The 26,287-nt window shown below is 70.9% G+C and carries 22 protein-coding genes and 3 pseudogenes; 15 read left to right on the forward strand and 10 right to left on the reverse strand.

Translation table 11 applies throughout. The features are described from left to right. Nucleotides 1–96: 96 nt before the first annotated feature. Nucleotides 97–966: an NUDIX hydrolase gene (locus ACWD68_RS12660; protein ID WP_451806419.1), complete on the forward strand. Its 870-nt coding sequence runs from the start codon at nucleotides 97–99 to the stop codon at nucleotides 964–966. After that, nucleotides 963–1,793: an MBL fold metallo-hydrolase gene (locus tag ACWD68_RS12665; RefSeq protein ID WP_451806420.1), complete on the forward strand. Its 831-nt coding sequence runs from the start codon at nucleotides 963–965 to the stop codon at nucleotides 1,791–1,793. The genes ACWD68_RS12660 and ACWD68_RS12665 overlap by 4 nt, the downstream gene beginning before the upstream one ends. Before the next feature lie 58 nt (nucleotides 1,794–1,851). Here ACWD68_RS12665 and ACWD68_RS12670 read toward each other — a convergent pair whose 3' ends face one another. Together ACWD68_RS12670 and ACWD68_RS12675 are read right to left on the reverse strand one after the other, a co-directional pair. Beyond that, nucleotides 1,852–2,670: a nucleotidyltransferase gene (locus ACWD68_RS12670; RefSeq protein WP_451806421.1), complete on the reverse strand. Its 819-nt coding sequence runs from the start codon at nucleotides 2,668–2,670 to the stop codon at nucleotides 1,852–1,854. Nucleotides 2,671–2,856: 186 nt separating this feature from the next. After that, the gene (locus ACWD68_RS12675; protein ID WP_006382668.1) at nucleotides 2,857–3,531 is read right to left on the reverse strand and encodes a Crp/Fnr family transcriptional regulator; all 675 of its coding nucleotides are present in this window, start codon (nucleotides 3,529–3,531) and stop codon (nucleotides 2,857–2,859) included. Between the two features lie 366 nt (nucleotides 3,532–3,897). On the opposite strand from ACWD68_RS12675, the gene nth reads away from it, so the two are divergent. From nth to ACWD68_RS12690, 3 genes are read left to right on the forward strand one after another with little or no spacing between them, the layout of a single operon-like run. After that, the gene (gene nth, locus ACWD68_RS12680; protein ID WP_451806451.1) at nucleotides 3,898–4,896 is read left to right on the forward strand and encodes an endonuclease III; all 999 of its coding nucleotides are present in this window, start codon (nucleotides 3,898–3,900) and stop codon (nucleotides 4,894–4,896) included. A 52-nt stretch (nucleotides 4,897–4,948) separates the two neighbouring features. Continuing rightward, on the forward strand, nucleotides 4,949–5,662 hold the full coding sequence (locus ACWD68_RS12685; protein ID WP_406373585.1) for an NUDIX hydrolase: 714 nt from the start codon (nucleotides 4,949–4,951) through the stop codon (nucleotides 5,660–5,662). Between the two features lie 13 nt (nucleotides 5,663–5,675). Continuing rightward, nucleotides 5,676–6,875, forward strand: a complete 1,200-nt coding sequence (locus tag ACWD68_RS12690) for a MarP family serine protease (protein WP_451806422.1) — start codon at nucleotides 5,676–5,678, stop codon at nucleotides 6,873–6,875. 15 nt (nucleotides 6,876–6,890) lie between these two features. Here ACWD68_RS12690 and ACWD68_RS12695 read toward each other — a convergent pair whose 3' ends face one another. From ACWD68_RS12695 to ACWD68_RS12720, 6 genes are all read right to left on the reverse strand, one after another. Next, the gene (locus ACWD68_RS12695) at nucleotides 6,891–7,070 is read right to left on the reverse strand and encodes a hypothetical protein (protein ID WP_451806423.1); all 180 of its coding nucleotides are present in this window, start codon (nucleotides 7,068–7,070) and stop codon (nucleotides 6,891–6,893) included. Between the two features lie 161 nt (nucleotides 7,071–7,231). Next, nucleotides 7,232–8,182, reverse strand: a complete 951-nt coding sequence (locus tag ACWD68_RS12700; protein ID WP_451806424.1) for an alpha/beta fold hydrolase — start codon at nucleotides 8,180–8,182, stop codon at nucleotides 7,232–7,234. Next, on the reverse strand, nucleotides 8,179–8,655 hold the full coding sequence (locus tag ACWD68_RS12705; RefSeq protein ID WP_451806425.1) for a phage holin family protein: 477 nt from the start codon (nucleotides 8,653–8,655) through the stop codon (nucleotides 8,179–8,181). The genes ACWD68_RS12700 and ACWD68_RS12705 overlap by 4 nt, the downstream gene beginning before the upstream one ends. A gap of 43 nt (nucleotides 8,656–8,698) precedes the next feature. Next, entirely contained in the window at nucleotides 8,699–10,093 is a 1,395-nt protein-coding gene (gene nhaA / locus ACWD68_RS12710; protein WP_451806426.1) for a Na+/H+ antiporter NhaA, read from the reverse strand. Nucleotides 10,094–10,379: 286 nt separating this feature from the next. Then, entirely contained in the window at nucleotides 10,380–12,380 is a 2,001-nt protein-coding gene (acs, locus tag ACWD68_RS12715; protein WP_451806427.1) for an acetate--CoA ligase, read from the reverse strand. Between the two features lie 556 nt (nucleotides 12,381–12,936). Further along, on the reverse strand, nucleotides 12,937–15,306 hold the full coding sequence (locus ACWD68_RS12720; RefSeq protein ID WP_451806428.1) for a SulP family inorganic anion transporter: 2,370 nt from the start codon (nucleotides 15,304–15,306) through the stop codon (nucleotides 12,937–12,939). Between the two features lie 338 nt (nucleotides 15,307–15,644). Here ACWD68_RS12720 and ACWD68_RS12725 point away from each other — a divergent pair, with 338 nt between their 5' ends. Continuing rightward, nucleotides 15,645–16,919, forward strand: coding sequence for a hypothetical protein (locus ACWD68_RS12725; protein ID WP_451806429.1), 1,275 nt, complete (start codon nucleotides 15,645–15,647; stop codon nucleotides 16,917–16,919). Between the two features lie 59 nt (nucleotides 16,920–16,978). Here the strand turns inward: ACWD68_RS12725 and ACWD68_RS12730 are convergent, their stop codons facing one another. After that, entirely contained in the window at nucleotides 16,979–17,959 is a 981-nt protein-coding gene (locus ACWD68_RS12730) for an ATP-binding protein (protein WP_451806430.1), read from the reverse strand. Between the two features lie 101 nt (nucleotides 17,960–18,060). On the opposite strand from ACWD68_RS12730, the gene ACWD68_RS12735 reads away from it, so the two are divergent. Beyond that, the gene (locus ACWD68_RS12735) at nucleotides 18,061–18,885 is read left to right on the forward strand and encodes an oxidoreductase (protein WP_451806431.1); all 825 of its coding nucleotides are present in this window, start codon (nucleotides 18,061–18,063) and stop codon (nucleotides 18,883–18,885) included. Between the two features lie 366 nt (nucleotides 18,886–19,251). On the opposite strand, the gene ACWD68_RS12740 is transcribed toward ACWD68_RS12735, so the two are convergent. Continuing rightward, nucleotides 19,252–20,085, reverse strand: coding sequence for an HAD family hydrolase (locus ACWD68_RS12740; RefSeq protein WP_451806432.1), 834 nt, complete (start codon nucleotides 20,083–20,085; stop codon nucleotides 19,252–19,254). Nucleotides 20,086–20,566: 481 nt separating this feature from the next. Between ACWD68_RS12740 and ssd the strand changes: the two are divergent. The 8 genes and pseudogenes from ssd to ACWD68_RS12780 all read left to right on the forward strand — a co-directional run. Then, nucleotides 20,567–21,703: pseudogene (gene ssd / locus ACWD68_RS12745) on the forward strand (septum site-determining protein Ssd); the annotation flags it as partial. Next, nucleotides 21,606–21,830: pseudogene (locus ACWD68_RS12750) on the forward strand (hypothetical protein); the annotation flags it as partial. The pseudogenes ssd and ACWD68_RS12750, both read left to right, overlap by 98 nt. 175 nt (nucleotides 21,831–22,005) lie before the next feature. Beyond that, nucleotides 22,006–23,349, forward strand: coding sequence for a TadA family conjugal transfer-associated ATPase (locus ACWD68_RS12755; RefSeq protein WP_451806452.1), 1,344 nt, complete (start codon nucleotides 22,006–22,008; stop codon nucleotides 23,347–23,349). Continuing rightward, nucleotides 23,336–24,208, forward strand: coding sequence for a type II secretion system F family protein (locus ACWD68_RS12760; RefSeq protein WP_451806433.1), 873 nt, complete (start codon nucleotides 23,336–23,338; stop codon nucleotides 24,206–24,208). The genes ACWD68_RS12755 and ACWD68_RS12760 overlap by 14 nt, the downstream gene beginning before the upstream one ends. Further along, the gene (locus ACWD68_RS12765) at nucleotides 24,205–24,990 is read left to right on the forward strand and encodes a type II secretion system F family protein (protein ID WP_451806434.1); all 786 of its coding nucleotides are present in this window, start codon (nucleotides 24,205–24,207) and stop codon (nucleotides 24,988–24,990) included. Before ACWD68_RS12760 ends, ACWD68_RS12765 begins: the two co-directional genes overlap by 4 nt. A 184-nt stretch (nucleotides 24,991–25,174) precedes the next feature. Continuing rightward, complete coding sequence (locus tag ACWD68_RS12770) at nucleotides 25,175–25,345, forward strand: DUF4244 domain-containing protein (protein WP_451806435.1); 171 nt, start codon at nucleotides 25,175–25,177, stop codon at nucleotides 25,343–25,345. Then, nucleotides 25,332–25,739, forward strand: a complete 408-nt coding sequence (locus tag ACWD68_RS12775; RefSeq protein WP_451806436.1) for a TadE family type IV pilus minor pilin — start codon at nucleotides 25,332–25,334, stop codon at nucleotides 25,737–25,739. Before ACWD68_RS12770 ends, ACWD68_RS12775 begins: the two co-directional genes overlap by 14 nt. Next, a pseudogene (locus tag ACWD68_RS12780) lies at nucleotides 25,736–26,155 on the forward strand (Rv3654c family TadE-like protein); the annotation flags it as partial. The gene ACWD68_RS12775 and the pseudogene ACWD68_RS12780, both read left to right, overlap by 4 nt. Between the last annotated feature and the right edge of the window lie 132 nt (nucleotides 26,156–26,287).

The following is a 26,287-nucleotide window of genomic DNA, read 5'->3' on the forward strand; positions in this document are numbered from 1 at the left end:
CGCCAGGGTGGGACGGGCAGGGGTGGCGGAAGCGGGAGACGCCTGCGGGGCCGGTGGGGCCTCGAACATCCGCCCGGCTCGGGATAGCCTCCGGCCATGGGGAATGGGCAATGGTTTCCGGCGGAGTGGCCGGAGCGGATTCGGGCGCTTGCCGAGGGCACGCTGACGCCGGTCACGCCCCGGCGCGCGGCCACCGTGATGCTGGTCAAGGACACCCAGGCCGGCCCCGTGGTCCACATGCTGCGCAGACGGACCTCCATGGCCTTCGCCGGAGGCGCGTACGCGTATCCGGGCGGCGGCGTGGACCCGCGTGACGACGAGCAGCAGATCCGCTGGGCGGGGCCCACGCGCGCGTGGTGGGCGGAGAGGCTCGGCGTGGACGAGACCTCCGCCCAGGCCATCGTCTGCGCGGCCGTACGGGAGACGTACGAGGAGGCGGGCGTCCTGCTCGCCGGGCCCGGCCCGGACACCGTGGTCGGTGACACGACCGGGGAGGACTGGGAGGCGGACCGGGCGGCCCTGGTCTCCAGGGACCTGTCCTTCGCGGAGTTCCTCGACCGCAGGGGACTCGTGCTCCGCTCGGACCTGCTCGGGGCCTGGGCCCGCTGGATCACCCCGGAGTTCGAGTCCCGCCGCTACGACACCTGGTTCTTCGTGGCCGTCCTGCCCGAGGGCCAGCGCACGCGGAACGCCTCCACGGAGGCCGACCGCACGGTCTGGATCCGTCCGGCCGACGCGGCGGCCGGGTACGACAAGGGCGAGCTGCTGATGATGCCGCCCACCATCGCGACCCTGCGCGGGATCGTGGCGTACGAGACCGCCGCCGACGCCCTCGCCGCCGCGCCGGGGCGTGATCTCACCCCCGTCCTGGCCAAGGCCAGCCTGGAGGACGGGGAGGTCGTCCTCGCCTGGCCCGGACACGACGAGTTCACCAAGCACATCCCGACCGGTGGAGCCTCCGCATGACCGACGCAGCAGCCCTCCCCGGCCAGCCGCGAGGCGCGGTCCTCTCCGGCCCCGCCACCGCGCGCGCGGTGAACGTCCTCGCCCCCAACGCCTCCGCGATGACCCTGGACGGCACGAACACGTGGATCGTGGCCGAGCCGGACTCCGAGCTCGCGGTCGTCATCGACCCGGGGCCCCTGGACGACGTACATCTGCGGAGTGTGCTGGATACGGCCGAGAAGGCCGGGAAGCGTGTCGCGCTGACCCTGCTGACGCACGGGCATCCCGATCACGCGGAGGGCGCGGCGCGGTTCGCCGAGCTGACGGGGACAAAGGTGCGGGCCCTGGATCCGGCGCTGCGGCTGGGGGACGAGGGGCTGGCCGCGGGAGACGTGATCAGCCTCGGCGGGCTCGAACTGCGCGTCGTGCCGACCCCGGGGCACACCGCCGACTCGTTGTGCTTCCATCTCCCGGCCGATCGGGCCGTGCTGACCGGGGACACCATCCTGGGGCGCGGAACGACCGTGGTGGCCCATCCCGACGGCCGTCTGGGCGACTATCTCGACTCCCTGCGCCGGCTCCGCTCCCTGACGGTCGACGACGGCGTCCACACCGTGCTGCCCGGCCACGGCCCCGTCCTCGAGGACGCCCAGGGCGCGGTCGAGTTCTACCTCGCCCATCGCGCCCACCGGCTCGCCCAGGTGGAGACCGCCGTCGAGAACGGCTACCGGTCGCCGGACCAGGTCGTCGCCCGCGTCTACGCGGACGTGGACCGGTCGCTGTGGCCCGCGGCCGAGTTGTCGGTACGGGCGCAGATGGACTATCTGCGGGAGCACGGGCTCATCTAGGACGGGTCCTGGGGCCGGCGGGCCGGGGCGGCGTTTTCCGGCCTCCCGGAGAAGGCCTTCAGGGGCGGGACGCCTTGATGCCGTGCACGCGCGCGTACTCCCCGGCGAGCCATGGCCCGAGGTCGTCCGCGTACGAGCGGAGCACGGCCGGTTCGCCGGTCGGCTCGTATCCGCGGACAGCTGCCTCGCGCATGCCGGCGGCCCGCTCCGGGTAGTACGCGCCGAACGCCTCGGCCATCTCCCCGAGGTCGCTGGTCCAGCCGTTCCAGCGCGGCATGACGAGTGTGAAACCGGTGCGCACGAGGTGCCGGGACATGGAGCGGACCAGCGGGCGCCGGGCCTCGTCGGTGTCCGCCGCGCCGTCGATCCGCTCGCGCCAGCGCGGCAGCAGCAGGGCGAGGTCGCCGTTCGTCTCACGGGCGAGCAGCGCGTCGGGGCGGTAGGGGGGCAGGTATTCGGCCAGATCCGCGCCCAGGAGGGGTGTACAGAGGCAGTCGACGAACCAGCCGAGGTCGTACCTCTCCAGGTCGCTCAGCAGCCGCGTACGGCTGAACAGGAGCGTTCCCACGCCGTCGATCCCGGTGAACTCCTCGTCGAGCGCCGCCTCGAGCGCGCGGGCGTCGGCACGGTCCGCGTCCGTCGGCTCGTCGCGCAGGGAGAGCAGCAGGTCGAGGTCGGAGCGCCCCACGCGCGCGGTGCCGCGCGGGATCGAGCCGTAGAGGTACGCGCCGTCCAGCCGGGCCCCGAAGACGTCCGGGAGGCGGTCGCGGGCCGCCGCGACGACCGGCGCGAAGGCGGACGGGACACGCGCGAGCGATCCCTCGCGCCGGATGTACCCCTGCGTGTCGAGTCCTCTGCGGTTCCCCTGAGCGGCCATGCGCCCACTGTGCCCGGGCGGGCCGTCCTGGAGCAGGTCATTTACGCCTGCTCGGGCCGGGGGACCCGGAGGGCGTGGGTGACTGCGGCGGGGTCGGCGGGGTTCCGCCGCGGAGGAGCACGGGCGACGACGACGGGGTCCCGCCTCGGTAGAAGGCGGGACCCCGTCGACGTACGGCCGAAGGTGTCAGCGCGAGCGCTTGGCGAGCCGCTCCACGTCCAGGAGGATCACCGCGCGAGCCTCCAGGCGGAGCCAGCCGCGGCCCGCGAAGTCGGCGAGCGCCTTGTTGACGGTCTCGCGGGAGGCGCCGACCAGCTGGGCCAACTCCTCCTGTGTCAGGTCGTGCACGACGTGGATGCCCTCTTCGGACTGCACGCCGAAGCGGCGCGACAGGTCGAGCAGGGCGCGAGCGACACGGCCGGGCACGTCGGAGAAGACCAGGTCGGACATCTGGTCGTTGGTCTTGCGCAGGCGCCGTGCGACGGCGCGCAGCAGTGCGGCGGCCACCTCGGGCCGCGCGTTCAGCCACGGCTGGAGGTCGCCGTGGCCGAGGCCGAGCAGCTTGACCTCGGTGAGCGCGGTGGCGGTCGCCGTGCGCGGGCCCGGGTCGAACAGCGACAGCTCGCCGATCAGCTCACCGGGGCCGAGGACGGCCAGCATGTTCTCGCGCCCGTCGGGGGAGGTGCGGTGGAGCTTCACCTTGCCCTCGGTGACCACATAGAGGCGGTCGCCGGGGTCGCCCTCATGGAAGAGAGCATCGCCTCGCGCGAGGGTCACCTCACTCATGGAGGCGCGGAGCTCCGCGGCCTGCTCGTCATCGAGCGCCGCGAAGAGCGGGGCGCGCCGCAGAACGTCGTCCACGAGTTCTCTCCTTGTCGACCTGCTCAGGGGATCTTGCTCCCCCTTGGTACCAGGGGACCGTGTTCCCCATCTTGCCGGACGGTCCAAACAGTGTGATCAGTCACAAGTCTGCCGCACTGGCGTCCCAACGAGTGCGGCAGGGGGCCAATTGGGGGCCGATCTTCAGGGTCCGGGGCGGATGTCGGTGCCGGGCTCTAGGCTGGCCGGGTGTCCAAATCGCCGGTGAGAGCACAGGCCAAGGGGGCTGGGCGGGTGGCTGTACGTCGCGATTCCGCTGTGGGCGAACAGGCCCCCGACGGAACCAAAGAAACGACAAAAGCGACAGGGGCGACGCCGGTGAAGACGCCACGGAGGGCGGCATCGAAGGTGGCCGCGGGGGAGAGCGAGAAGAACACCGCCCGTCAGACCGCCAAAAAGGCGGCACCCGCGAAAACGGCCGCCAAGAAGGTGACGCCGACGAAGGCGGTCGCCAAGAAGGCGGTCGCCAAGAAGGCCGTGTCGGCGAAGGCGGCCTCCGCGAAGGCCGTGCCCGCCGGAGCCGCCGCCAAGAAGGCGGCGCCCGTGCCGCACGCCGCCCCCGAGCCGCCGCGGAACGAGTCGCACACGGCTCTCGTCCGCCGGGCCCGCCGCATCAACCGTGAGCTCGCCGAGGTGTACCCGTACGCCCACCCGGAGCTGGACTTCCAGAACCCCTTCCAGCTGCTCGTCGCCACGGTCCTGTCCGCCCAGACCACCGACCTGCGGGTGAACCAGACGACGCCGGCGCTCTTCTCCAAGTACCCCACCCCCGAGGACCTCGCCGAGGCCAACCCGGAGGAGGTCGAGGAGATCCTGCGCCCGACCGGGTTCTTCCGGGCCAAGACCAAGTCGGTCATAGGGCTCTCCAGGGCCCTGCGGGACGACTTCGGCGGCGAGGTGCCCGGCCGCCTCGAAGACCTCGTCAAGCTGCCCGGAGTGGGCCGCAAGACCGCCTTCGTCGTGCTCGGCAACGCCTTCGGGCGGCCCGGGATCACCGTGGACACCCACTTCCAGCGGCTCGTGCGACGCTGGCAGTGGACGGCCGAGACCGACCCGGACAAGATCGAGGCGGCCGTCGGCGGGCTCTTCCCCAAGAGCGAGTGGACCATGCTGTCGCACCACGTGATCTTCCACGGCCGCCGGATCTGCCACGCCCGCAAGCCCGCCTGCGGCGCCTGTCCCATCGCCCCGCTCTGCCCGGCGTACGGGGAGGGCGAGACCGACCCCGAGAAGGCGAAGAAGCTCCTGAAGTACGAGAAGGGCGGCTTCCCCGGCCAGCGGCTCAACCCTCCGCAGTCCTATCTGGACGCGGGCGGCATCCCCGCACCCCCACTGGGCGCCGGATGACGGAACGAACACGGCCCCGGCGGGCGTTGGGAAGAGCAGAACGGGGGTGGCGATGAAGCGCGCAGGCAACACACAGGACGCAAGCAACACGCAGGGTGGGCCGGTGGTCCTCAGCAAGGACGGTCTGCCCGACTGGCTGGGCCCGGTCGCGCACGCCGCGGAGACGGTGGAGCCGCTCCAACTGAGCCGCTTCCTGCCGCCGGCGAACGGCACGGGCCGTCAGTCCGCGGTGCTCATCCTCTTCGGAGAGGGCGGCCGCGGCCCCGAGCTGCTGCTCATGGAGCGCGCCGGCACCCTCAGATCGCACGCCGGGCAGCCGTCCTTCCCCGGAGGCGCGCTCGACCCCGAGGACGGCGACCCCAAGGCCGACGGACCGCTGCGGGCCGCCCTGCGCGAGGCCGAGGAAGAGACCGGTCTCGACCCGAGCGGCGTCCAGCTCTTCGGCGTGCTGCCCAAGCTGTACATCCCGGTCAGCGGCTTCGTGGTCACCCCGGTCCTTGGATGGTGGCGCCGCCCGACGCCGGTCGGCGTCGTCGACCCGGGCGAGACGGCCCGCGTCTTCACCGTCCCCGTGGCGGATCTCACGGACCCGGCGAACCGCGCGACCACCGTGCATCCCAGCGGTCACCGGGGTCCGGCATTTCTGGTCGAATCGGCCCTGGTCTGGGGTTTTACCGCCGGGGTGATCGACAAGATCCTGCACTTCGCGGGCTGGGAGCGCCCGTGGGACCGCGATAAGCAGGTCCCGCTCGACTGGCGCGCATGACAAGGTGACCTCCGTGAATGTGCTGGACATCCTGTTGCTGGTCGCCGCTGTGTGGTTCGCGATCGTGGGCTATCGCCAGGGCTTCGTCGTCGGCATCCTGTCGGTGATCGGCTTCCTGGGCGGTGGTCTCGTCGCCGTCTACCTGCTCCCGGTCATCTGGGGCTGGGCGACCGAGGACAGCGAGGTGAGCACGACCGCGGCCGTCGTCGCGGTGGTCGTCGTGATCGTCTGCGCCTCCGTCGGCCAGGCCCTCACCACCCACCTCGGCAACAAGCTGCGCCGGTACATCACCTGGTCCCCCGCCAGAGCCCTGGACGCGACCGGCGGCGCCCTGGTGAACGTCGTGGCGATGCTGCTCGTCGCCTGGCTGATCGGCTCGGCCCTCGCCGGCACGACGCTGCCGACGCTCGGCAAAGAGGTCCGCAGCTCCAAGGTGCTGCTCGGCGTGTCCCGCGCGCTGCCCTCCCAGGCCAACACCTGGTTCGCCGACTTCTCCTCGGTCCTCGCCCAGAACGGCTTCCCGCAGGTCTTCAGCCCGTTCGCCAACGAGCCCATCACCGAGGTCAAGCCGCCCGACCCGGCGCTCGCCGGCAGTCCCGTAGCCACCCGCTCGCAGAATTCCATCGTCAAGGTCATGGGCACCGCCCAGAGCTGCGGCAAGGTCCTCGAAGGCACCGGCTTCGTCTTCGGCGACCGCCGGGTGATGACCAACGCGCACGTGGTCGGCGGGGTCGACGAGCCCACCGTCCAGATAGGCGGCGAGGGCAAGAAGTACGACGCCACGGTCGTCCTGTACGACTGGGAGCGCGACATCGCCGTACTCGACGTACCGGACCTGAAGGCGCCCGCGCTGCGGTTCAGCACGAAGGACGCGAGCAGCGGCGACAGCGCGATCGTCGCGGGCTTCCCGCAGAACGGCTCGTACAACGTCCAGCCCGCACGCGTGCGCGGCCGCATCACGGCGAACGGTCCGGACATCTACCACCGCAAGACGGTGCGCCGCGATGTCTACTCGCTGTACGCGACGGTCCGTCAGGGCAACTCCGGCGGACCGCTGCTGACACCAGACGGCAAGGTCTACGGCGTGGTCTTCGCGAAGTCGCTCGACGACGCCGACACCGGCTACGCGCTCACCGCGGACGAGATCCAGGAGGACATCGTCAAGGGGCGCACGGCCAACCAGCAGGTGGACAGCGACAGCTGCGCGCTCTGACCGGCGGGCAGGGCCTCAGCCGCGTGGATGGCGCAGCCGCATCGAGACCCAGCGGGCCCTGCGGCGCAGAATGTGCGGAATCCCCACGCGGGGATCCGTGCCCGTCAGCTGCGGGGTGCCCCTCTGATGGGAGCTCAGACCCGTGGCCGAGCGGCGATTGCGTCCTGCGTCACTGTAGTCGTGCGTCCAGCCCATACCCCGACGTCTGCCCCCGCCCCAAGGTCGATAACCTCGCCCCGGCCCCTCAATTGGCCTATGCGCGAGGCAAGTGGCCGTTCGAAGAACAGGCGTTCACCGTCCGCATTCCGTGCGGTACACCGGGCGCGTTCGGGCGGTCACGCAAGGCTGGCCGGGTGTCACCGGTCGGGTTCCGGATCCTTCAGCCAGTTGACCAGTTCGGTGGAGAAGGCGACCGGATCCTCCTCGTGGGGGAAGTGCCCCAGCCCGTCGAACAGCCGCCAGCGGTACGGCGCTTCGACGTACTCCCCGGAGCCCGCCGCGCTCCGCGTCCGCATCACGGGATCGAGCGAGCCGTGCAGATGCAGCGTCGGCACCCGCACCGGCCGCTTCATGCGCCGGTTGAACTGGATGCCGTCCGGGCGCGCCATGGACCGCACCATCCACCGGTACGGCTCGATGGCGCAGTGCGCGGTCGAGGGGATGCACATGGCGCGGCGGTACGTCTCCACGGTGTCGTTGTCCGGCTGCAGCGGCCCCGACCAGCCCCGTACCAGACGGCCCACCAGAGCGCCTTCGTCCGCGACGAGTTGGCGCTCCGGGATCCAGGGGCGCTGGAATCCCCAGATGTACGAGCCTGCCGCGGTCTGCTTGACGTCGGAGAGCATGGCGGAACGCCAGCGCCGCGGATGCGGCATGGACGACACCGCGAGCCGGCGGACGAGCTTGGGCCGCATGACGGCCGCCGTCCAGGCCAGATAGCCGCCGAGATCGTGACCGACCAGCGCGGCGTCGGGCTCGCCGAGGGACCGTACGACCCCGGTGATGTCGAGCGCGAGGTTCGCGGGGTCGTAACCGCGCGGAGTGCGGTCGCTGCCGCCGACGCCCCGCAGGTCCATGGCCACGGCCCGGAACCCGGCGTCGGCGAGCGCGACGAGCTGGTGCCGCCAGGTCCACCAGAACTGCGGGAAGCCGTGCAGCAGCAGGACGAGCGGCCCATCGCCGAGTTCGGCGATGTGGAAGCGCGCGCCGTTGGCGGCCACGTCCCGGTGGATCACTTTGCGTCCGCCGGGAAGGTCGATCCGTACGGCCGAGATGGGTTGCGCCGAAGGTGTGGCGGGGTCCGTCATGAGGATGAGCGTGCCACAGCCTTGACGACGTCCTCGACCGGTTCGGGCCGGGGGTGCGGCTTGGCGTTCGGCAGAACAGCCGCCGTCTCCTTCATGGAAGCGGCCACCTTCTGCGGGCCCTGGCTCTTCTTGACCTTCTTCGCGAAGATCAGGCCGATCAGCGCGAGTACGACCGCGACCAGCACGTTCGCCGCGAACGACAGCAGGAAGCAGATCGCGAGATTCCAGTCGCTCCAGGTCCGGATGCCGTAGGCGAGGGCGAAGCTGAGCATCGGCAGGGAGAAGATCAGCACGCCGATGGCCGCCGAGAACGCGCCGCCACTGACCGCGCCGCGCTTGACGTCCTGCTTGAGCTGCGCCTTCGCCAGGGCGATTTCGTCGTGCACCAGTGCGGACATCTCGGTCGTCGCCGAGGCGACCAGTTGGCCGATGCTGCGTTCGGCGCCGACCGGGCTGCCGTCGGGTGCGCTCATCGCGATCTCCCTCTTCTGCATGTGTTTGTACGGTCCTGTCAGATCATGCCGGACCGTCGTTCCCCTCGCTTGCCCCACCCGCCACTTCGGCAAGCCTGCGGTGCTCCGCGGCCTTCCGTTCGTAGATGGCGGCCATGCGCAGGTGGTACGCCGGGTTGTCCTGCTCGTAGATGTCCGGGATGCCGTCGAGGTCCTCGTCGCGCTCCTCGTCCTCGCACATCGCGCGGTACTTGGCGTTGCGTATCTTCAGCAGCGCCGTGGCGAGCACGGCCGCGATGAACGAGCCGATCAGGACGGCGGCCTTGGTCTCGTCGGTGAGGCTCGTATCGCCTTCGAAGGCGAGTTCGCCGATGAGCAGGGAGACGGTGAAGCCGATTCCGGCGAGGGTGGCGACGGCGGCGACGTCCGCCCATTCCAGGTCGTCGCTGAGCGAGGCCCGGGTGAACCGGGCCGTCAGCCACGTACCGCCGAAGATGCCGACCGCCTTGCCGATGACGAGTCCGAGCACCACGCCGAGTGTCTCGGGCCGGGTGAACACATCGCCGACCGCTCCGCCGGAGATCGAGACGCCCGCACTGAACAGGGCGAACAGCGGCACGGCGAGTCCCGCGGACACCGGGCGCACCAGATGTTCGATGTGCTCGCCGGGGGAGTGCTCCTCGCCTTCGTGCGGGTGGCAGCGGAGCATCAGGCCCATCGCGACACCGGCGATGGTGGCGTGGATGCCGCTGTTGTACATCAGGCCCCAGATGACCAGCGCGAGCGGGACGTACACGTACCAGCCGCGTACGCCCTTGCGGAGCAGCAGCCAGAAGACGCCGAGGCCCACGACCGCCCCGCCGAGCGCGGCGAAGTCGATGGAGTCGGTGAAGAAGACCGCGATGATCAGGATCGCGAACAGGTCGTCGACGACCGCGAGGGTGAGCAGGAAGGCGCGCAGGGCGGACGGCAACGACGTCCCGATGACGGCCAGCACGGCGAGCGCGAAGGCGATGTCGGTGGCGGTGGGGACGGCCCACCCTTCGAGCGAGCCGTTGCCGAACACGTTGGTCAGGACGTAGACGATCGCGGGAACGGCCATGCCGCAGACCGCGGCGACCACGGGCAGCACCGCGGCCTTCGGGTCCCGCAGATCCCCGGCCACCAGCTCGCGCTTGAGTTCGATCCCGGCGACGAAGAAGAACACGGCGAGCAGTCCGTCGGCCGCCCAGTGCTCCACGGAGAGATCGAGCCCGAGCGCGGCCGGCCCGAAGTGGTAGTGCGAGACGGTCTCGTAGCTGTCCGGCAGGGTGTTCGCCCAGATCAGCGCCGCGATCGCCGCGAGCAGCAGCAGCACCCCGCCCACGGTCTCGGCGCGCAGCGCGTCCGCCACGAAGTTCCGCTCGGGCAGGGACATCCGGCCGAAGAACTTACGGGTGGTGGAAGGGGGCGCGGCCACGGGGAGGACCTCCGGTCGAGCAGGCAGGACGAAGCACTCGCCGACCAGACTTCCCGGCACACCATGAACGATCTTGTTGCATCTCTGACGCTTTGCTTACTTTACCTAAGATGCGGCCGGGTCGGTGCGGGATCCTCACATTACGGCGAAACCGGGCGCAGGGAGCTGTCGGTTGAGCTGAGGGGGCACTCCGGCGGCACGGCGGCGGCCTTCCGGAACGGCGCGAGGGGTGTGGGAGCACCCAGTGCTCCCACACCCCTCAGGGCCGGGCGGGGGTGAGCCCGCGTCAGTCCTCGCTGGGCGCGGCCGGCAGCTTCGCCTGGATCAGGTCCATCACCGTCGAGTCGGTGAGCGTCGTGACGTCACCGAGCTCGCGGTTCTCCGCCACGTCGCGCAGCAGGCGGCGCATGATCTTCCCCGACCGGGTCTTCGGCAGCTCGGCCACCGGCAGGACCCGCTTCGGCTTGGCGATCGGACCGAGCGTGGTGCCCACGTGGTTGCGCAGGTCCGCCACCAGTCCGGCGTCCTCGGCGGAAGCCGTGCCGCGCAGGATGACGAAGGCCACGATCGCCTGCCCGGTCGTCTCGTCCGCCGCGCCCACGACCGCCGCCTCGGCGACCGCCGGGTGGGAGACGAGGGCCGACTCGACCTCGGTCGTCGAGATGTTGTGCCCGGACACGAGCATCACGTCGTCGACGCGCCCGAGAAGCCAGATGTCGCCGTCGTCGTCCTTCTTGGCCCCGTCCCCGGCGAAGTACTTCCCCTCGAAGCGTGACCAGTACGTGTCGAGGAACCGCTGGTCGTCACCCCAGATCGTGCGCAGCATGGACGGCCACGGCTCGGTCAGCACGAGGTAACCGCCACCGCCGTCGGGCACCTCGTTCGCCTCGTCGTCGATCACCGTCGCCGCGATGCCGGGCAGGGCCCGCTGTGCCGACCCCGGCTTCGTCTCGGTGACTCCGGGCAGCGGCGAGATCATCATCGCGCCGGTCTCGGTCTGCCACCAGGTGTCGACGATCGGCGTACGGTCCCCGCCGATGTGCTTGCGGTACCAGATCCACGCCTCGGGGTTGATCGGCTCGCCGACCGACCCGAGCACCCGCAGCGACGACAGATCGAACTTCGCGGGGATGTCGTCGCCCCACTTCATGAACGTACGGATGGCCGTGGGCGCCGTGTAGAGGATCGTCACCCCGTACTTCTGGATGATCTCCCAGAACCGGCCCTGGTGCGGCGTGTCCGGCGTCCCCTCGTACATCACCTGTGTCGCGCCGTTCGAGAGCGGTCCGTACGTGATGTACGAGTGCCCGGTGACCCAGCCGATGTCGGCCGTGCACCAGTACACGTCGGTCTCCGGCTTGAGGTCGAAGACGGCGTGGTGGGTGTACGAGGCCTGTGTGAGGTAGCCGCCCGAGGTGTGCAGGATGCCCTTCGGCTTCCCGGTGGTCCCGGAGGTGTAGAGGATGAACAGCGGGTGCTCGGCGTCGAACGCCTCCGGCGTGTGCTCGGCCGACTGCCGTCCGACGATGTCGTGCCACCACACGTCGCGGCCCTCGGTCCAGGCGACGTCCTCGCCGGTACGACGCACGACCAGCACCTTGTCGACCCCGTCGACCCGGCTCACCGCGTCGTCGACGGCCGGCTTCAGCGCGGACGGCTTGCCGCGCCGGTAGCCGCCGTCGGAGGTGATGACCAGCTTGGCGTCCGCATCCTGGATACGGGTGGCGATCGCGTCCGCGGAGAACCCGCCGAAGACCACCGAGTGCGCGGCGCCGATACGGGCGCATGCCAGCATCGCGACGACGGCCTCGGGAATCATGGGCAGATAGACGGCCACCCGATCGCCCTTGCCCACGCCCAGCTCGGTGAGGGCGTTCGCGGCCTTCGACACCTCGTCCTTGAGCTCGGCGTAGGTGATGGTCCGGCTGTCGCCCGGCTCACCCTCGAAGTGGATGGCGACGCGGTCGCCGTTCCCGGCCTCGACATGCCGGTCCACGCAGTTGTACGCGACGTTCAGCTTTCCGTCGGCGAACCACTTCGCGAACGGAGGGTTCGACCAGTCCAGCGTCTCGGTCGGTTCGGTGGCCCAGGTCAGGCGGCGGGCCTGCTCGGCCCAGAAGCCGAGCCTGTCAGCCTTGGCCTGCTCATACGCCTCCGCGGTGACATTGGCGTTCGCCGCCAGGTCGGCGGGCGGCGCGAACCTGCGCTCTTCCTTCAGCAGGTTGGCCAGGCTTTCGTTGCTCACGACATCTCCCTTTCCCAGGGTGTCCGTTGTGTCCCAGGCCACAGCTCATCAGACCGGGGGGCTCGGTGACAAGGCCCGATCCGAAATTGGTTTAGACCTATCCTGGGTCGTCGGCCGTGGCCTTCGGTCCGCGCGGCACGTCCTAGCCCCGCGACACGGCCCCTCGCCGCTCACGAGAACACGCGAAGTCCGCACTCTGAGGCACGTACGTTCCGGCCACCGGGTTCACTTCGACCACGCACATCGACCGTGTCCGCTGGGCCGACTGCCCCGAGGAACGGAGAGGGGTCGCTCCTCCCACCGCGCAGGCGAAACCCGCCACACGCCGAGCACTTCGCCCTGCTGCACGCCGGATATGTCTTCCCTTGCTGGCCGAGGACTTCTCCCCCCTCCCCACCCCCGCCCCGCCGCCCCTCCCGCACCCGTTTCGCGGCCGGGCGGGTCGACGATTCCCTCGCCGTAGCCGCCGTAGCCGCCGTAGCCGCCGTAGCCGCCGTAGCCGCCGTAGCCGCCGTAGCCGGCGGGGGCCGGAGCGACGAGAGCGCGGGTTGTACGTGGTGCGCGGCCCTGCCGACCGGGGCCGCGCACCACCGTCCGATCACGCAGGATGCCGCAGATCCTCCGCCGCGCCCACATGATCGAACAGCTCGGCCCCGTCGGCGTCGGCCAGCAGATACGCCTGGGCCTCACCCACGTGGAAGTACATTCCGTGCAGCTCGAGCACGCCCTCCCGCAGGGCCCGCGCCACGGACTCGTGCGCCCGCAGGTGCTCCAACTGCTGCACCACATTGGTCAGACAGAGCTGCTCCACCGAGTCGGCGGGTGCCCGTCCGGCGAGCCGCGCCCACGGCCTGTCCTTGGCCGCCATCCGGTCGAGGCTCGGCTGGCCGTGCCGCAGCCACCGCTTGAGCGGCGTGAGCGCCCCTCCGGGCTCCGAGGCCAGCAGGGCCTGCATGGCTCCGCACCCGGAGTGCCCGCACACCGTGATGGACCGCACCTTCAGCACGTCCACCGCGTACTCGATGGCCGCGGCCACCGAGTCGTCCCCGCTCTCCCTTCCGGGCAACGGCACGAGGTTGCCCACATTCCGTACGACGAAGAGGTCTCCCGGACCACTGGAGGTGATCATCGAGGTGACGAGCCGGGAGTCGGCACAGGTCAGGAACAGCTGGGACGGCCGTTGCCCCTCCCGTGCGAGCCGGGCCAGCTCATCGCGCACCAGGGGTGCGGTGTTGCGCTGGAACGCGCTGATGCCGCGTGCCAGTTGGTGTCCGCTCGGTCTGGCCTCGCCGGTCCCCGCGTCCTGCCCGGCCGAAGGGACGTCCGAGGAAGCGGACCCCGCGATGCCGGAGGCCTCGCACTGGTGGTTCCGCCAGGGCGTCCAGGGCCGGCAGCGGCAGTGCGTGGAATTCGCGGGCTCGGCGATCCGCGTTCCGGTCCGGCCGGTCAGCTCGACCGTGCCGCCCTGGGCGGTGTGCGTGCTCTGCCAGTCATGCAGTGACTCGTACGCCGCGTGGTCCATGAACGAGCCGTCCAACTCCACGACGGTGTCCGCACCTCGGGGCACGAGATGCAGGGCGCGGCTGAGTCGAGGCACCGCGAGAAATGTCAACTGCCCTCGTACGTGTACGTGATGGACTCCTTCCTTCTCGTCGTGGGTGATGCGGGTGCGTCCGAGTCGGTGCAGGGCGACACCGACGGCCACGGAGACCCCCAGCGCCACGCCCTCGAGAACTCCGAGGAACACGACGCCGAGCGTGGTGACGGCGTACACCAGCACTTCGCGGTGGCGGGTGACCGTGCGGATGTGGTGCAGGGACACCATCTGGATGCCGACGGCCATCACCAGGGCGGCGAGCGATGCGAGGGGGATCAGCTCGAGGATCGGGACCATCAGCAGCGCGGCAACTACTACGAAAACGCCATGCAGCATCGTGGAGTTCCGGCTGATGGCACCTGCTTGCACATTTGCGGAACTGCGTACGGCGACGCCGGCGACCGGCAGTCCGCCAAGCGCGCCGGACACGATATTGGCGGCGCCCTGCCCGAGCAGTTCCCGGTCGAGTCCGGAACGGCCCACGTGTGCTTGGAGTTCCGGGCGGCCGCTCACCAGCTTGTCCACCGCGACGGCGCCGAGCAGTGACTGCACGCTGCACACCAGCGTCACGGTGAGGACGGCGGCGGCGACGCCGAGCACCGGGCCCTCGGGCAGTCCGGCCAGCGCGTGGCTGCTCCAGGACGGCAGGTCGACTCTGGGCAGCGTCAGTCCGGCGAGGGAGGCGGTCGTGGTGGCTCCGGCGACGGCGACCAGCGCGGCGGGGACCTTGCGCAACATCCGCCCGGCGCGCCCGGGGATGCGCGGCCAGGCGAAGAGCAGCACCAGTGTCAGCGCGCTCATCGACACCGCCGCGGGGTGCATGCGCGCCACCTGGTCCGGCAGGGCGACGAGGTTGTCCGGAACGGAGCTCTGAGGGATGCCTCCCAGCACGATGTGCAGCTGGGCGACGGCGATGGTCACGCCGATTCCGGCGAGCATGCCGTGCACGATCGCGGGGCTGACGGCCAGGGCCGTACGGGCCACGCGCAGGCAGCCGAGGCCGATTTGGGTGATTCCGGCGAGCACGGTGATGGCACAGGTCGCGCGCCAGCCGTAGTGATGGATGAGCTCGGCCGTGACGACCGTGAGCCCGGCGGCGGGTCCGCTCACCTGGAGCGGCGAGCCGCCGAGGCGTCCGACGACGAGTCCGCCGACGGCCGCGGCGACGAGGCCGGCCTGGAGCGGCGCGCCGGTGGCGAGGGCGATGCCGAGGGACAGCGGGAGGGCGATCAGGAAGACGGCGATCGAGGCCGACAGATCCGCGCCGGCGATACGGAAGCGGCGGGGCGGGATCGGCGGGGGGCTGTGGGGTGGGTGGACGTGCGCGGGCCGAGTCGAGTCGGCGGCGCGGGTGGGGACGCAGGCAGACATGGTTCCCGTCTCCTCCGGGGCAGCGCGGTCGCGGAACAGGTGGTCCCCCGTCCGAATCGGCGGGGGGCGGGTCGCGGCCGTGGGTCACGGCGTGCAGTGGCGGGATTTTCAACGCTCGGTAAACGGATCGTAATGCAGGGTAAAGGGTTCATGTCGAATATAGGAGCAAATGGGGCATTGAATCACTCTTCAGGGTGACGTGGGCTTTTGATCGGCTTGTCGTATTTATTACTTCTCGGTCCCGTGAAACCTTGACGGCGCTGTCGGTGCATAGCTGTACAAAACCGCGATAGCGCCCTAATCGGCGTTGACCCGACCGAGAAAGAGGAGGGCGGAAGATGGCCGCCACTCAGAGGATCGCCGCGGGTGTAGCACTCGCCGCGGCCTGCGCCACGGCGCTCGCCGGTTGCGCGGGCGGTACCACCACTTCCCGGGAAGGCGCGCACGGTGCGAGGAAGGCGGCGGGGGCCCCTGTGGTGCCCAAGGCCGCGGTCCGCCTGATCGGTGACGGTTCCACCTCGTACACCGGGGCGCAGCCGCATCTGCCCCGGCCCGAACAGCTGAAGCCTGGTCAGAAGCCCCCGCAGTTCGTGGTCTTCTCCTGGGACGGTGCCGGCGAGGACAGCCAGAAGCTCTTCTCCCACTTCCGGAAGCTCTCCAAGGCCAACAAGGCGACGATGACGTACTTCCTGAGCGGCGTGTACATGCTGCCGGAGGACAAGCGCGACCTGTACCGGCCGCCGCAGCACTCGCCCGGCAGCTCGGAGATCGGCTTCAATGACGATCAGGGCATCAGGGACACCGTGAAGCAGCTGCGTGGCGCGTGGCTGGAGGGCAACGAGATCGGCACGCACTTCAACGGCCACTTCTGCGGTACGGAGGGCGGGGTCGGCCAGTGGTCGGTCGCGGACTGGAAGAGCGAGATCGCCCAGGCGAAGTGGTTCGTGAAGTCCTGGAAGACCAACGCGGGCCTGACGAAGGCGGCATCGCTGCCCTTCGACTACGACAAGGAACTCATCGGAGCCCGCACCCCCTGTCTGGAGGGCCGGCAGAACTTCATGAAGGCGGCCCACCAGCTGGGCTTCCGCTACGACACCAGCGGCGTCGGCAACCAGCTCTGGCCGAAGAAGGAGAAGGGCCTGTGGGACCTGTCGATGCAGCTCGTGCCCTTCCCCGGACACTCCTATGAGCAGCTCACCATGGACTACAACTTCATGATCAACCAGTCGGGCACCCGGACCCAGGGCGACCCCGGCAAGCAGCGGTTCTGGGGCGATCAGATGCGTGACGGCCTGCTCCAGGGCTTCGACCGCGCCTACAACGGCAACCGCGCTCCGCTGATCATCGGCAACCACTTCGAGTCCTGGAACGGCGGCAACTACATGCGTGCCGTCGACGAGGTCGTCGAACGCGTCTGCACCAAGGCCGACGTGCGCTGTGTCTCCTTCAGGCAGCTCGCCGACTGGCTCGACGCCCAGGACCCGGCCACCCTCGACAGGCTTCGCGGCCTCGAGGTCGGCGAGGCGCCGAAGCAGGGATGGGCGTCCTTCCTCTCGGGCCGTCCGGCCCCGGCCCCGAAGGGCGTCCCCGGGGCGCCGGCGGCCAAGCCGTAGCGGTGCCCCGGGCCGGCGTGTCGCTCATGCGGTAGTGGTGCTTCGGGCCGGGCGACCGCTCACGCCGTTGCCATCGGACTCTCGCCGAGTACGAAACCGGGGTCGACCTGTTCCGCGAGGTCCGCCCCGGTCTTGGTGTTGCCCCAACTGGTGGCGTTCTTCAGATGGAACTGCACCATCTGGCTCGTGTACCGCTCCCAGTCGCGCAGTTCGTACGTGGCGTCGGCGGCGGTCCGCAAGGCGTGCAGAGAGCGCCGGTTCGCCTCCTCCAGGAGCTCGAACCGGGGAGGGCGGCCCTTCTCCATGGCGCGCACCCAGTCCGAGTGCCCGACGGTGAGCAGGAGGTCGTCGCCGACTTCCGCCCGCAGGAAGTCGATGTCGTCCTGGCCCTGCACCTTGTTGCCGACGACCTTCAGGGCGACGCCGAAGTCGCGGGCGTACTCCTTGTACTGGCGATAGACGGAGACTCCCTTCCGGGTCGGCTCGGCGACGAGGAACGTGATGTCGAAGCGGGTGAACAAGCCGGACGCGAAGGAATCGGAGCCCGCCGTCATGTCGACGACGACGTACTCGCTCCGGCCGTCGACGAGATGGTTCAGGCAGAGCTCCACTGCACCGGTCTTGGAGTGGTAGCAAGCCACTCCCAAATCGGCCTCGGTGAACGGGCCGGTGACCATCAAACGGACGGCGCCGCCGTCCAGTTCCACCGGCCGGGCGCAGGCGTCGTACACAGGGTTGGCCTCATCGACGCGCAGCAGTCGTGAGCCCTCACCGGGCGGGGTCGTCTTGATCATCGTCTCGGCGGACGTGATGCGTGGATTGGAGCCGCGGAGGTAGTCCTTGATGAGCGGCAGCCGCTCGCCCATGGCGGGCAGTGCGGCGGCTTCCGTCTCTTCGAGCCCGAGCGCGGCCCCCAGGTGCTGGTTGATGTCGGCGTCCACGGCGACGACCGGCGCCCCCGAGGCGGCGAGGTGGCGGATGAAGAGTGACGACAGAGTGGTCTTGCCACTGCCGCCCTTCCCAACGAAAGCAATTTTCATGTTCACCAAGGGTAGTGCGACTGTAGCTCTGGGTGCTCGCGGCGCGTGAAGAAGACCACTCCTTCGGGGGGCGCGGTCTCTGGGTGCGTAATGTCGTACTCATGAGTACGACAGGTGCGACCGCCGATCCGCTCGCGGCCCTGGGTTCGCTTCCCGGGGTGGCCGAATCCGTGGAATCCGTCCGCAAGGCCGTGGACCGGGTCTACGGGCACCGGATCATGCGGCGTCGCGGCAACGAGATCACGTCCGAGGCGGCGCTGCGCGGGGCCCGCGGTTCCGCGGCGCTGTCCGGTGCCGACTGGGCCCTTGAAGAGGTGCGCCGGCGCACCGACTTCAGCGCGGACGACGAGGGCCGCACGGTCGGAGCCGCCCTGCGGCTGACCGCCGAGGCGGGCCAACTTCTGTCCATCTGGCGGCAGTCGCCCCTCCGCGTGCTGGCCCGGTTGCACCTGGTGGCGGCGGCCGATCGGAGTGACGAGGTCGGCCGGCCGCGGCAGGGCGGGGAGCAGGTGGACGAGCCCCTGGTGGAGCTGCCGCTGCCCGACGCGAACGAGGTCGCCGGTCGTCTCGAGGGCCTTTCGCAGCTCATCATCGCGGGTGGCTCGGCCCCCGCACTGGTCACCGCCGCCGTCGTCCACGGTGAACTGATCGCCCTGAGACCCTTCACCTCCCACAACGGCCTGGTGGCGCGCGCGGCAGAACGCATCGTCCTGGTCGGCAGCGGCCTGGACCCGAAGTCCATCTGTCCGGCGGAGGTCGGTCACGCGGAACTCGGCCGAGCGGCCTATCTCGCGGCTCTGGACGGCTACGTCTCCGGAACCCCGGACGGCATGGCCGCCTGGATCGCCCACTGCGGCAGGGCTGTCGAGCTGGGCGTCAGGGAATCCGCTGCGGTCTGCGAGGCGCTTCAGCGCGGCGCCGCGTAGCGGGCGTCCGACTCCCCGAACAGGGTTGCGGCGGTACGAGTTCTCGTACCGCCGCTGGCACGTTCACCGGGTTACCAAGCGTCCTCGAAATATGCCCATCAGGTCGGGAACTTCTGCCCGTCACCTGGTGCGGCTGGCCCGTAATCGACGGGTCGACGTCGCGTGGGTGCTCGATGTTCATGCTCGGTCCGTGGGGCCTGGTTGCGTTTGAAGGTGATCCTCTCGGATGTCCTTGGTCTCGCGGGCCGTTAAACCCTTTGTACTCCAGGTTCGGAGGAAGCGGAACCCCTGACCGCACTTCTTTACTTTTAGGTTCAAAAGGGTGAGGAATGGACATTAATATGCCGCACGCACACGCGTGACGGCTCACGCCACCGACGCGCGGCGCCGGCTGGCGTACCAGACGAGCCCGGCCGTGGCCGCCGCCGCTCCTATTGCGGCCGCCGCGACCAGCGCCGGCCGGGGAGGCACGGACAGGGCGGGCAGCCGCTGCTTCAGCCGGACCGGACGGTGGAAGTCCAGAATGGGCCACGCGCGGGCGACCGCCTCGCGGCGCAGCGTGCGGTCCGGATTCACCGCGTGCGGATGCCCGACGGACTCCAGCATCGGCAGATCGGTCGCCGAGTCGCTGTAGGCGTAGCAGCGCGGGAGGTCGTAGCCCTCGGACGCGGCCAGCTCCTTGATCGCCTGGGCTTTCGTCGGCCCGTAGGCGTAGTACTCCACCTCGCCGGTGAAGCAGCCGTCCTCGCCGACGACCAGGCGGGTCGCCACCACGCGGTCCGCGCCGAGCAGTTCGCCGATCGGCTCGACCACCTCGGCACCCGACGTGGACACGATCACGACGTCGCGGCCGGCCTTGTGGTGCTGCTCGATGAGCGACGCGGCCTCGTCGTAGATGATCGGGTCGATGAGGTCGTGCAGTGTCTCGGCGACGATCTCCTTGACCTGCTGGACGTTCCAGCCGCGGCACATCGCCGACAGGTACTTGCGCATCCGCTCCATCTGGTCGTGGTCGGCGCCGCCCGCCAGGAACACGAACTGGATGTATGCGGTGCGCAAGGCCGCCCTGCGGTTGATCAGTCCGCCTTGGTAGAACGACTTGCTGAAGGTGAGCGTGCTCGACTTCGCAATGACCGTCTTGTCCAGGTCAAAGAAGGCTGCTGTACGAGGCAAGGAGTGGTTTTCCACGAGGTTGAGCATAGGGCCCACCATTCGGCGTAAGGTGAGGCGCGTGGGTTTGCCTGAGAGGGCTCTCGGGTACACCATGGAAGTCACGGATCGTTCGCGACCGTGCTAACCCGGTCCGACTCCTCCCCCCCCGAGTCGGCCGTGGGGACGACCCCCGCTCTCCCCCCCGGCGGGGGTCGTCGCATGTCCGGATGGGTTTTCTCCGCTTCTGCGCGACCCCGGAGCCTTCTCAACACCGTTGATTCCGCGCCCTTCGCGTGCCCATGATCCGTCACTTTGTGTAGTCGTTGGGATGCTCTGCGGAAGTCGTTGAGCGCTCACCGGTTGGAGTGAAGGCGATATTCACAGCCGCTGAGTTGTCCACAGTTTTCGACCAAGATCCACACGATTTCCGGGATCGCTGCACCGTGATTCCCACGCGCTCCGTCGGCGGCCAGTTCATGGCCGGTTCCGTTTGTCGGACGTGTTTGGCCGGTTCGTATCGGCCGCTCATATGGAGGCCGCTTGCCGGTTCTTCACACGAGCGGGAATCGCGGGGTCCTGGAGGGCCCCGCGCAAGAAGCAGCGAAGGGGGCTGGAGATCGTGGCGGGAGCCATCACCCATGACCGGCCGCCCACCGCCGAGGGGCGGCAGGGCGGACCATTGATCGTCACCGAGGACGTCGAGCTCCTCGACGACCTGCTGCGCCTGTGCGCGGCGGCGGGAGCGCGACCCGAGGTCCACCACGGGATTCCGGAACGCAGGGGCAGCTGGGAGGCGGCACCCCTTGTCCTCGTCGGAGACGACGCCGCACCGCGTGTGCGTGGGGCCGCGCGGAGAAGGGGAGTGGTGCTGGTCGGCCGGGATCAGGACGATTCCGGAGTCTGGCGGCGGGCCGTCGAGATCGGCGCGGACCACGTCCTTGTGCTGCCGGACGGTGAGCAATGGCTCGTCGACCGCATCGCCGACGTGGCCGAAGGAGTCGGCCGCCCCGCCCTCACCGTCGGCGTGCTCGGCGGCCGTGGCGGGGCCGGTGCCTCCACGCTGGCCTGCGCGCTCGCCCTCACCTCGGCGCGTGAGGGGAAGCGCACCCTGCTCGTGGACGCGGACCCCCTCGGTGGCGGACTCGACGTACTCCTGGGTGGAGAGGCTTCCGAGGGCCTGCGCTGGCCGGCGTTCGCCGCGTCCCGCGGCAGGGTCGGCGGCGGCGCCCTGGAGGAGTCCCTGCCCGAACTGCACGCGCTGCGGGTCCTGAGCTGGGACCGGAGCGACGCGGTCACCGTTCCCCCGCAGGCGGTACGTGCGGTGCTGGCCGCCGCCAGACGGCGCGGAGGCGCGGTGATCGTCGACCTGCCCCGCCGCATCGACGAGGGGGTCGCCGAGATCCTCGCTCAGCTCGATATGGGGTTGCTGGTGGTTCCGGCCGACCTGCGCTCCATCGCGGCGGCCGGGCGGGTGGCGTCCGCGGTCGGCATGGTCCTGCGCGATCTTCGGGTCGTGGTGCGGGGCCCTTACGCGCCGGGCCTCGACGACCGCGAGGTCGCCCGCCTGCTCGACTTGCCCTTGGTGGGCGAAGTGCCCGCCGAGCCCTTCCCGTTGGACGGCGGGCCACCTCCGGGGAGCATCCCGAGGGGGCCTCTGGCCCGGTTCTGCGCGGCCTTCTGGCAGCGGGTTCCGGTTGAAGGAGGGGGCGTATGAACAGGGACGCAACGACAGGCACAGATCGTGCCGGGGGGCTCGGCAGGCGACCGGGGCAGGGGCCTCAGCTCACACATGAGGGCTCCTCGTACGGGTGGACGGACGCGCAGGACGGACCCGGGCGCCCCCTGTCCGAACGGACGGACGCGCGGGGCGGAACCGGGCTGGTCCGGACCGGACGTGCGGAGGCGAGGGACGGGCCCAGGCAGTACCTCTCGGGCCGGACGGGCGCACGGGGCGGCTCCGGAGGCTTACTGCCCGGAGGTACGGAGGCGTGGGACGGGCCCGACGGCGGGGCGGACGGACGTGCGGGGCTGCTGGACGGCGTGCGGCAATGGCTGGCGGAGAGCGGTTCCGAGCCGACCCCCGCACGCGTGGCGCAGGCGCTGCGCGAGCAGGGGCGGGTCCTCGGGGACGCCGAAGTCCTCGGCGCGGCCGAGCGGCTGCGCTCCGAGTTGGTCGGCAGCGGCCCCCTGGAACCGCTGCTCGCCGACTCGTCGGTGACCGATGTGCTGGTGTCGGCGCCCGACCGGGTGTGGGTCGACCGGGGCGGTGGCCTGGAGCTGACCGCCGTGACCTTTCCGGACGCGGCAGCCGTTCGACGTCTCGCGCAACGCCTCGCGGCCGTGGCCGGCAGAAGGCTCGACGATGCCCGGCCCTGGGTGGACGCCCGGCTGCCGGACGGGACACGTCTGCACGCGGTGCTGCCACCGGTCGCCGTCGGCTCAACCTGTCTCTCTCTGCGTGTCGTACGGCCGCGCGCGTTCACCCTCGACGAACTGGTGGCGGCAGGCACGGTGCCGCCCGGCGGGGACCGGGTGCTCAGAGCGCTGCTGGACGCCCGGCTGTCCTTCCTCATCAGCGGAGGCACGGGCTCCGGGAAGACGACCCTGCTGAGCGCGTTGCTGGGGCTGGTGGGTCCAGGGGAGCGGATCGTGCTCGCCGAGGACTCGGCGGAGCTGCGGCCCGACCATCCGCATGTGGTGCGTCTGGAGGGGCGGCCGGCCAACCAGGAGGGCGTCGGCCTTGTCGCGCTCCAGGATCTCGTCCGGCAGGCCCTGCGGATGAGACCGGACCGGCTGGTGGTCGGCGAGGTGCGCGGTCCGGAGGTCGTCTCGTTGCTGGCCGCTCTGAACACAGGCCATGAGGGCGGCTCGGGCACGGTCCATGCGAACGCGGCGGCACAGGTCCCGGCCCGGCTGGAGGCACTGGGCACCGCGGCCGGGCTCGACCGGGCGGCGTTGCACAGCCAGTTGGCGGCGGCACTGTCCGTGGTCCTGCATCTCGTGCGGGACCGGGCCGGACGACGCCGGATCGCCGAGGTGCACGTGCTGGAACGCGATCCGTCGGGGCTGGTGGTGACGGTGCCGGCGCTGCGGTGGGGTGAGGACGCCTTCGCGTACGAGCGGGGGTGGGAGCGGCTGCGGGGGCTGCTTCGGAACGGGAGTGAGGGAGGCCGCGGGTCGATTCGGTCCGGGACGGAGGTAGTTGCTCGGGACAGGTGGAGTGCGACGAGTCCCTCGGACGGAGGAGACGCCGGGGACGTGACGGGGTTCGGACGGCGGAATACGAACGGGGAGCGGGATGGGGATCGGTGAGATGGCGGACGCGCCCGCGGGGGCGGCCGTGGCGTGTGCCGGGATCGCGGCCTGGCTGATCGGCGGGCGCGACTCGGGGGCACGCAGAGCGAGATTGCTGCTCGCGGGTGGCGGGGTGGCGACGGGGCCGCCCCGGTGGGAACGGGTCCATGCCGACTGGCGGCGATTGCGCGGGCGGATGCGGCCCGAAGTCTGGTCGCTGGTGGCGGGATCGGTGATTGCGGTGCTGGGCGCCTCGGTACTGCCGCTTCTCCTCGGGGCCGCCGGAATGCCGCTGCTGGGACGGGTACGGCGGGCGGGAGAGGCCCGGCGCGAGCGGGAGCGCCGCGGCGACACGGTGATCGCCCTCTGCGGTGCCATCGCAGGCGAGGTACGGGCCGGACGCCAGCCCGGCGAGGCGCTGCTCGGAGCCGCGCGTGATGTGGACGGACTCGGTGACGCGCAGCCGGTGGTGCTGGCCGCGGCGCGGTTCGGCGGGGATGTGCCGGGTGCGCTCACAGAGGCGGCACGGCAACCCGGCGCCGACGGTCTGGTGGGGCTCGCCGCGTGCTGGCGCGTGGCCGTGGACCGGGGTGCGGGACTCGCGGCGGGTCTGGACCGGCTCGAAGGCGCGCTGCGTGCCGAGCGCGATCAAAGAGCGGATATGCGCGCCCAGTTGGCCGGGTCGCGCTCGACAGCCTCGATGCTCGCGGGCCTGCCGGTCCTCGGTCTCCTGCTCGGCACCGCGCTCGGCGCGGACCCACTGCACGTGCTGTTGCACACCGGCCCCGGGCTGGGCTGTCTGCTGGTCGGCGGGGTGCTGGAAGGCGTGGGGCTTTGGTGGGCGCTGAGGATCGTGCGAGGGGCGGAGGCGGCATGAGCGCGGAAGTTGTCCACAGGCTGGGGGTAGTTGTGTGCGGTGCGCTCCTGGTCGGCGGCTCGTCGGCCCGCTGGCTCGGGGCGGTGCGGCGCGAGAGGAGAACGCGCAGGCGAGTCGCGGAGTTGCTGCTCCTGACGACGGCGCCGTCGCCGAGGCGCCACGACCTACGGGGCTACGCCCGACGGTGGCTGCCCGTGCTGGGCGTGGCGTGCGCAGGCTGGGTCCTGATCGGAGGTGCCCCCGGGGTTCTGGTGGGGCTGGCGGCCGGATTCGGGGTCCGGCGGTGGCGCCGGCGGCGGAATCCGACGCCGCTTGAGGAGTACGACAGGACGCGGGCAACTCGCCAACTACCGCTCGCCGCAGACTTGGTGGCCGCCTGCATCGCGGCAGGGGCGAGTCCGGTGTCGGCGGCCCAGGCCGTCGGCGAGGCCCTGGGCGGACCGGTGGGTGAGCGGCTGGCGCGGGGTGCGGCGGAGGTGCGGCTCGGGGGTGAACCGGTCGATGCGTGGCGGAGGTTGGCGGCGATACCGGGTGCCCGCGGGCTGGCGCGACTGCTGGAGCGGGCGGGCGAGTCGGGCGTACCGGCGGCTGTGCCGGTCGGCCGGCTCGCGGCGGAGGCCCGAGCCGAGTGGGGACGCACCGCGACGGCGCGGGCACGTCGGGCGGCCGTCATGGTCACCGCGCCCGTGGGGTTGTGCTTTCTGCCCGCCTTCCTCGCGATCGGCGTGCTGCCCGTGGTGATCGGGCTGGCCGGCGGGTTGCTGCGAGGGGGTGGTGGGTGACGAGCGACAGGCGCGGCGAGTGGTGAATGGCAAGTGGACGAAATGACCGACAGGGCTGGACCTTACGGGGGTTGAAATGCGCACGACGGTACGAGTTCTCGGACAAGGACGAGCGTGGGGACAAGGACGAGCGCAGGGACGAGGGCGAGAGGAAGGGCGACGGGGTGTACGGACTCGGGTCCGGATGCTCGCGTCGGCAGTGCGGAGGGACACGGGAATGGTCACTTCCGAGTACGCGGTGGGTGTCATCGCGGCGGTGGCCTTCGCGGCCGCGCTCTACAAGGTGGTGACGAGCGGGCAGGTCGGTGAGGAACTGCAGGGCATCGTGGGGCGGGCGCTCAATGTCCAGATGTGAACGGGGCCCGAGGGAAGCTCCGTTGAGGACCGGTCCGGTCCGGTGTCGCGACGCCGGATTCGTAACCGCTGAAGCCGCTGTGGTGCTGCCCTCGCTGGTGCTCGTCGGCATGGCGCTGGTCTGGGCTCTGCTCGCCGCGTCCGCGCAGATCCAGTGCGTGGACGCGGCGAGGGCGGGCGCTCGGGCGGCGGCGCGCCAGGACTCACCGGAAGCGGTCCTGGCGACGACCCGCCGGGCCGCCCCGCCCGGCGCGAAGGTCACGGTGAGCCGGGAGGCGGACCTGGTCCGGGTGAGGGTCGGTGCGAGGACGCCGGGGCCCGCCGCGCTGTCCCTGGAGCTGAGCGACGAGGCGGTGGCGCTGGCGGAGGAGACGGTGGGGGTGGTCGGGAGATGAGGAGCTGGAGTCGCCGGCGGAGCGGGCGATGGGTGTGGTCATCCGTTGTGAGGCGCTGGTGGGCGCGGTGGCGTGCGGCCTCGGACAGGGGATCGGCGACCGTCTGGACGGTGGGTGCGATCGCTGTGCTGTGCGCCGTCTTCGGAGCGGTGCTGGCGATGGGGCAGGCCGTCGTGGTGCGGCACCGGGCGGCGGGGGCGGCGGACTTGGCGGCCCTCGCCGCGGCGGACCACTGGAGCGACGGCGGTGCGGTGGCCTGCGCCCGGGCCGACCGCGTGGCCCGGGCGCAGAGCGCACGGCTCGTCCGGTGCGCGGTCGAGGGCGAGGTCTCGGACGTGACGGCGGCATCCGGAAAGGGGCCGTTCACGGCGGAGGTCAGATCGAGGGCGGGCCCCGCGGGCGGACCTGCCGGGCCTGGGGGATCTACAGGATCTGCGGAGTCCTCAGGGCCTGCGGGATCTTCAGGATCCGTGAGGCCTGCGGGATCTTCAGGCGCCTGTGGCCTGCGAGATCTGCGTGGCCGGAGCCCGGAGGTCAGAGCTCCCGCG

The sequence above is a fragment of the Streptomyces sp. NPDC005141 genome, from assembly GCF_053599975.1.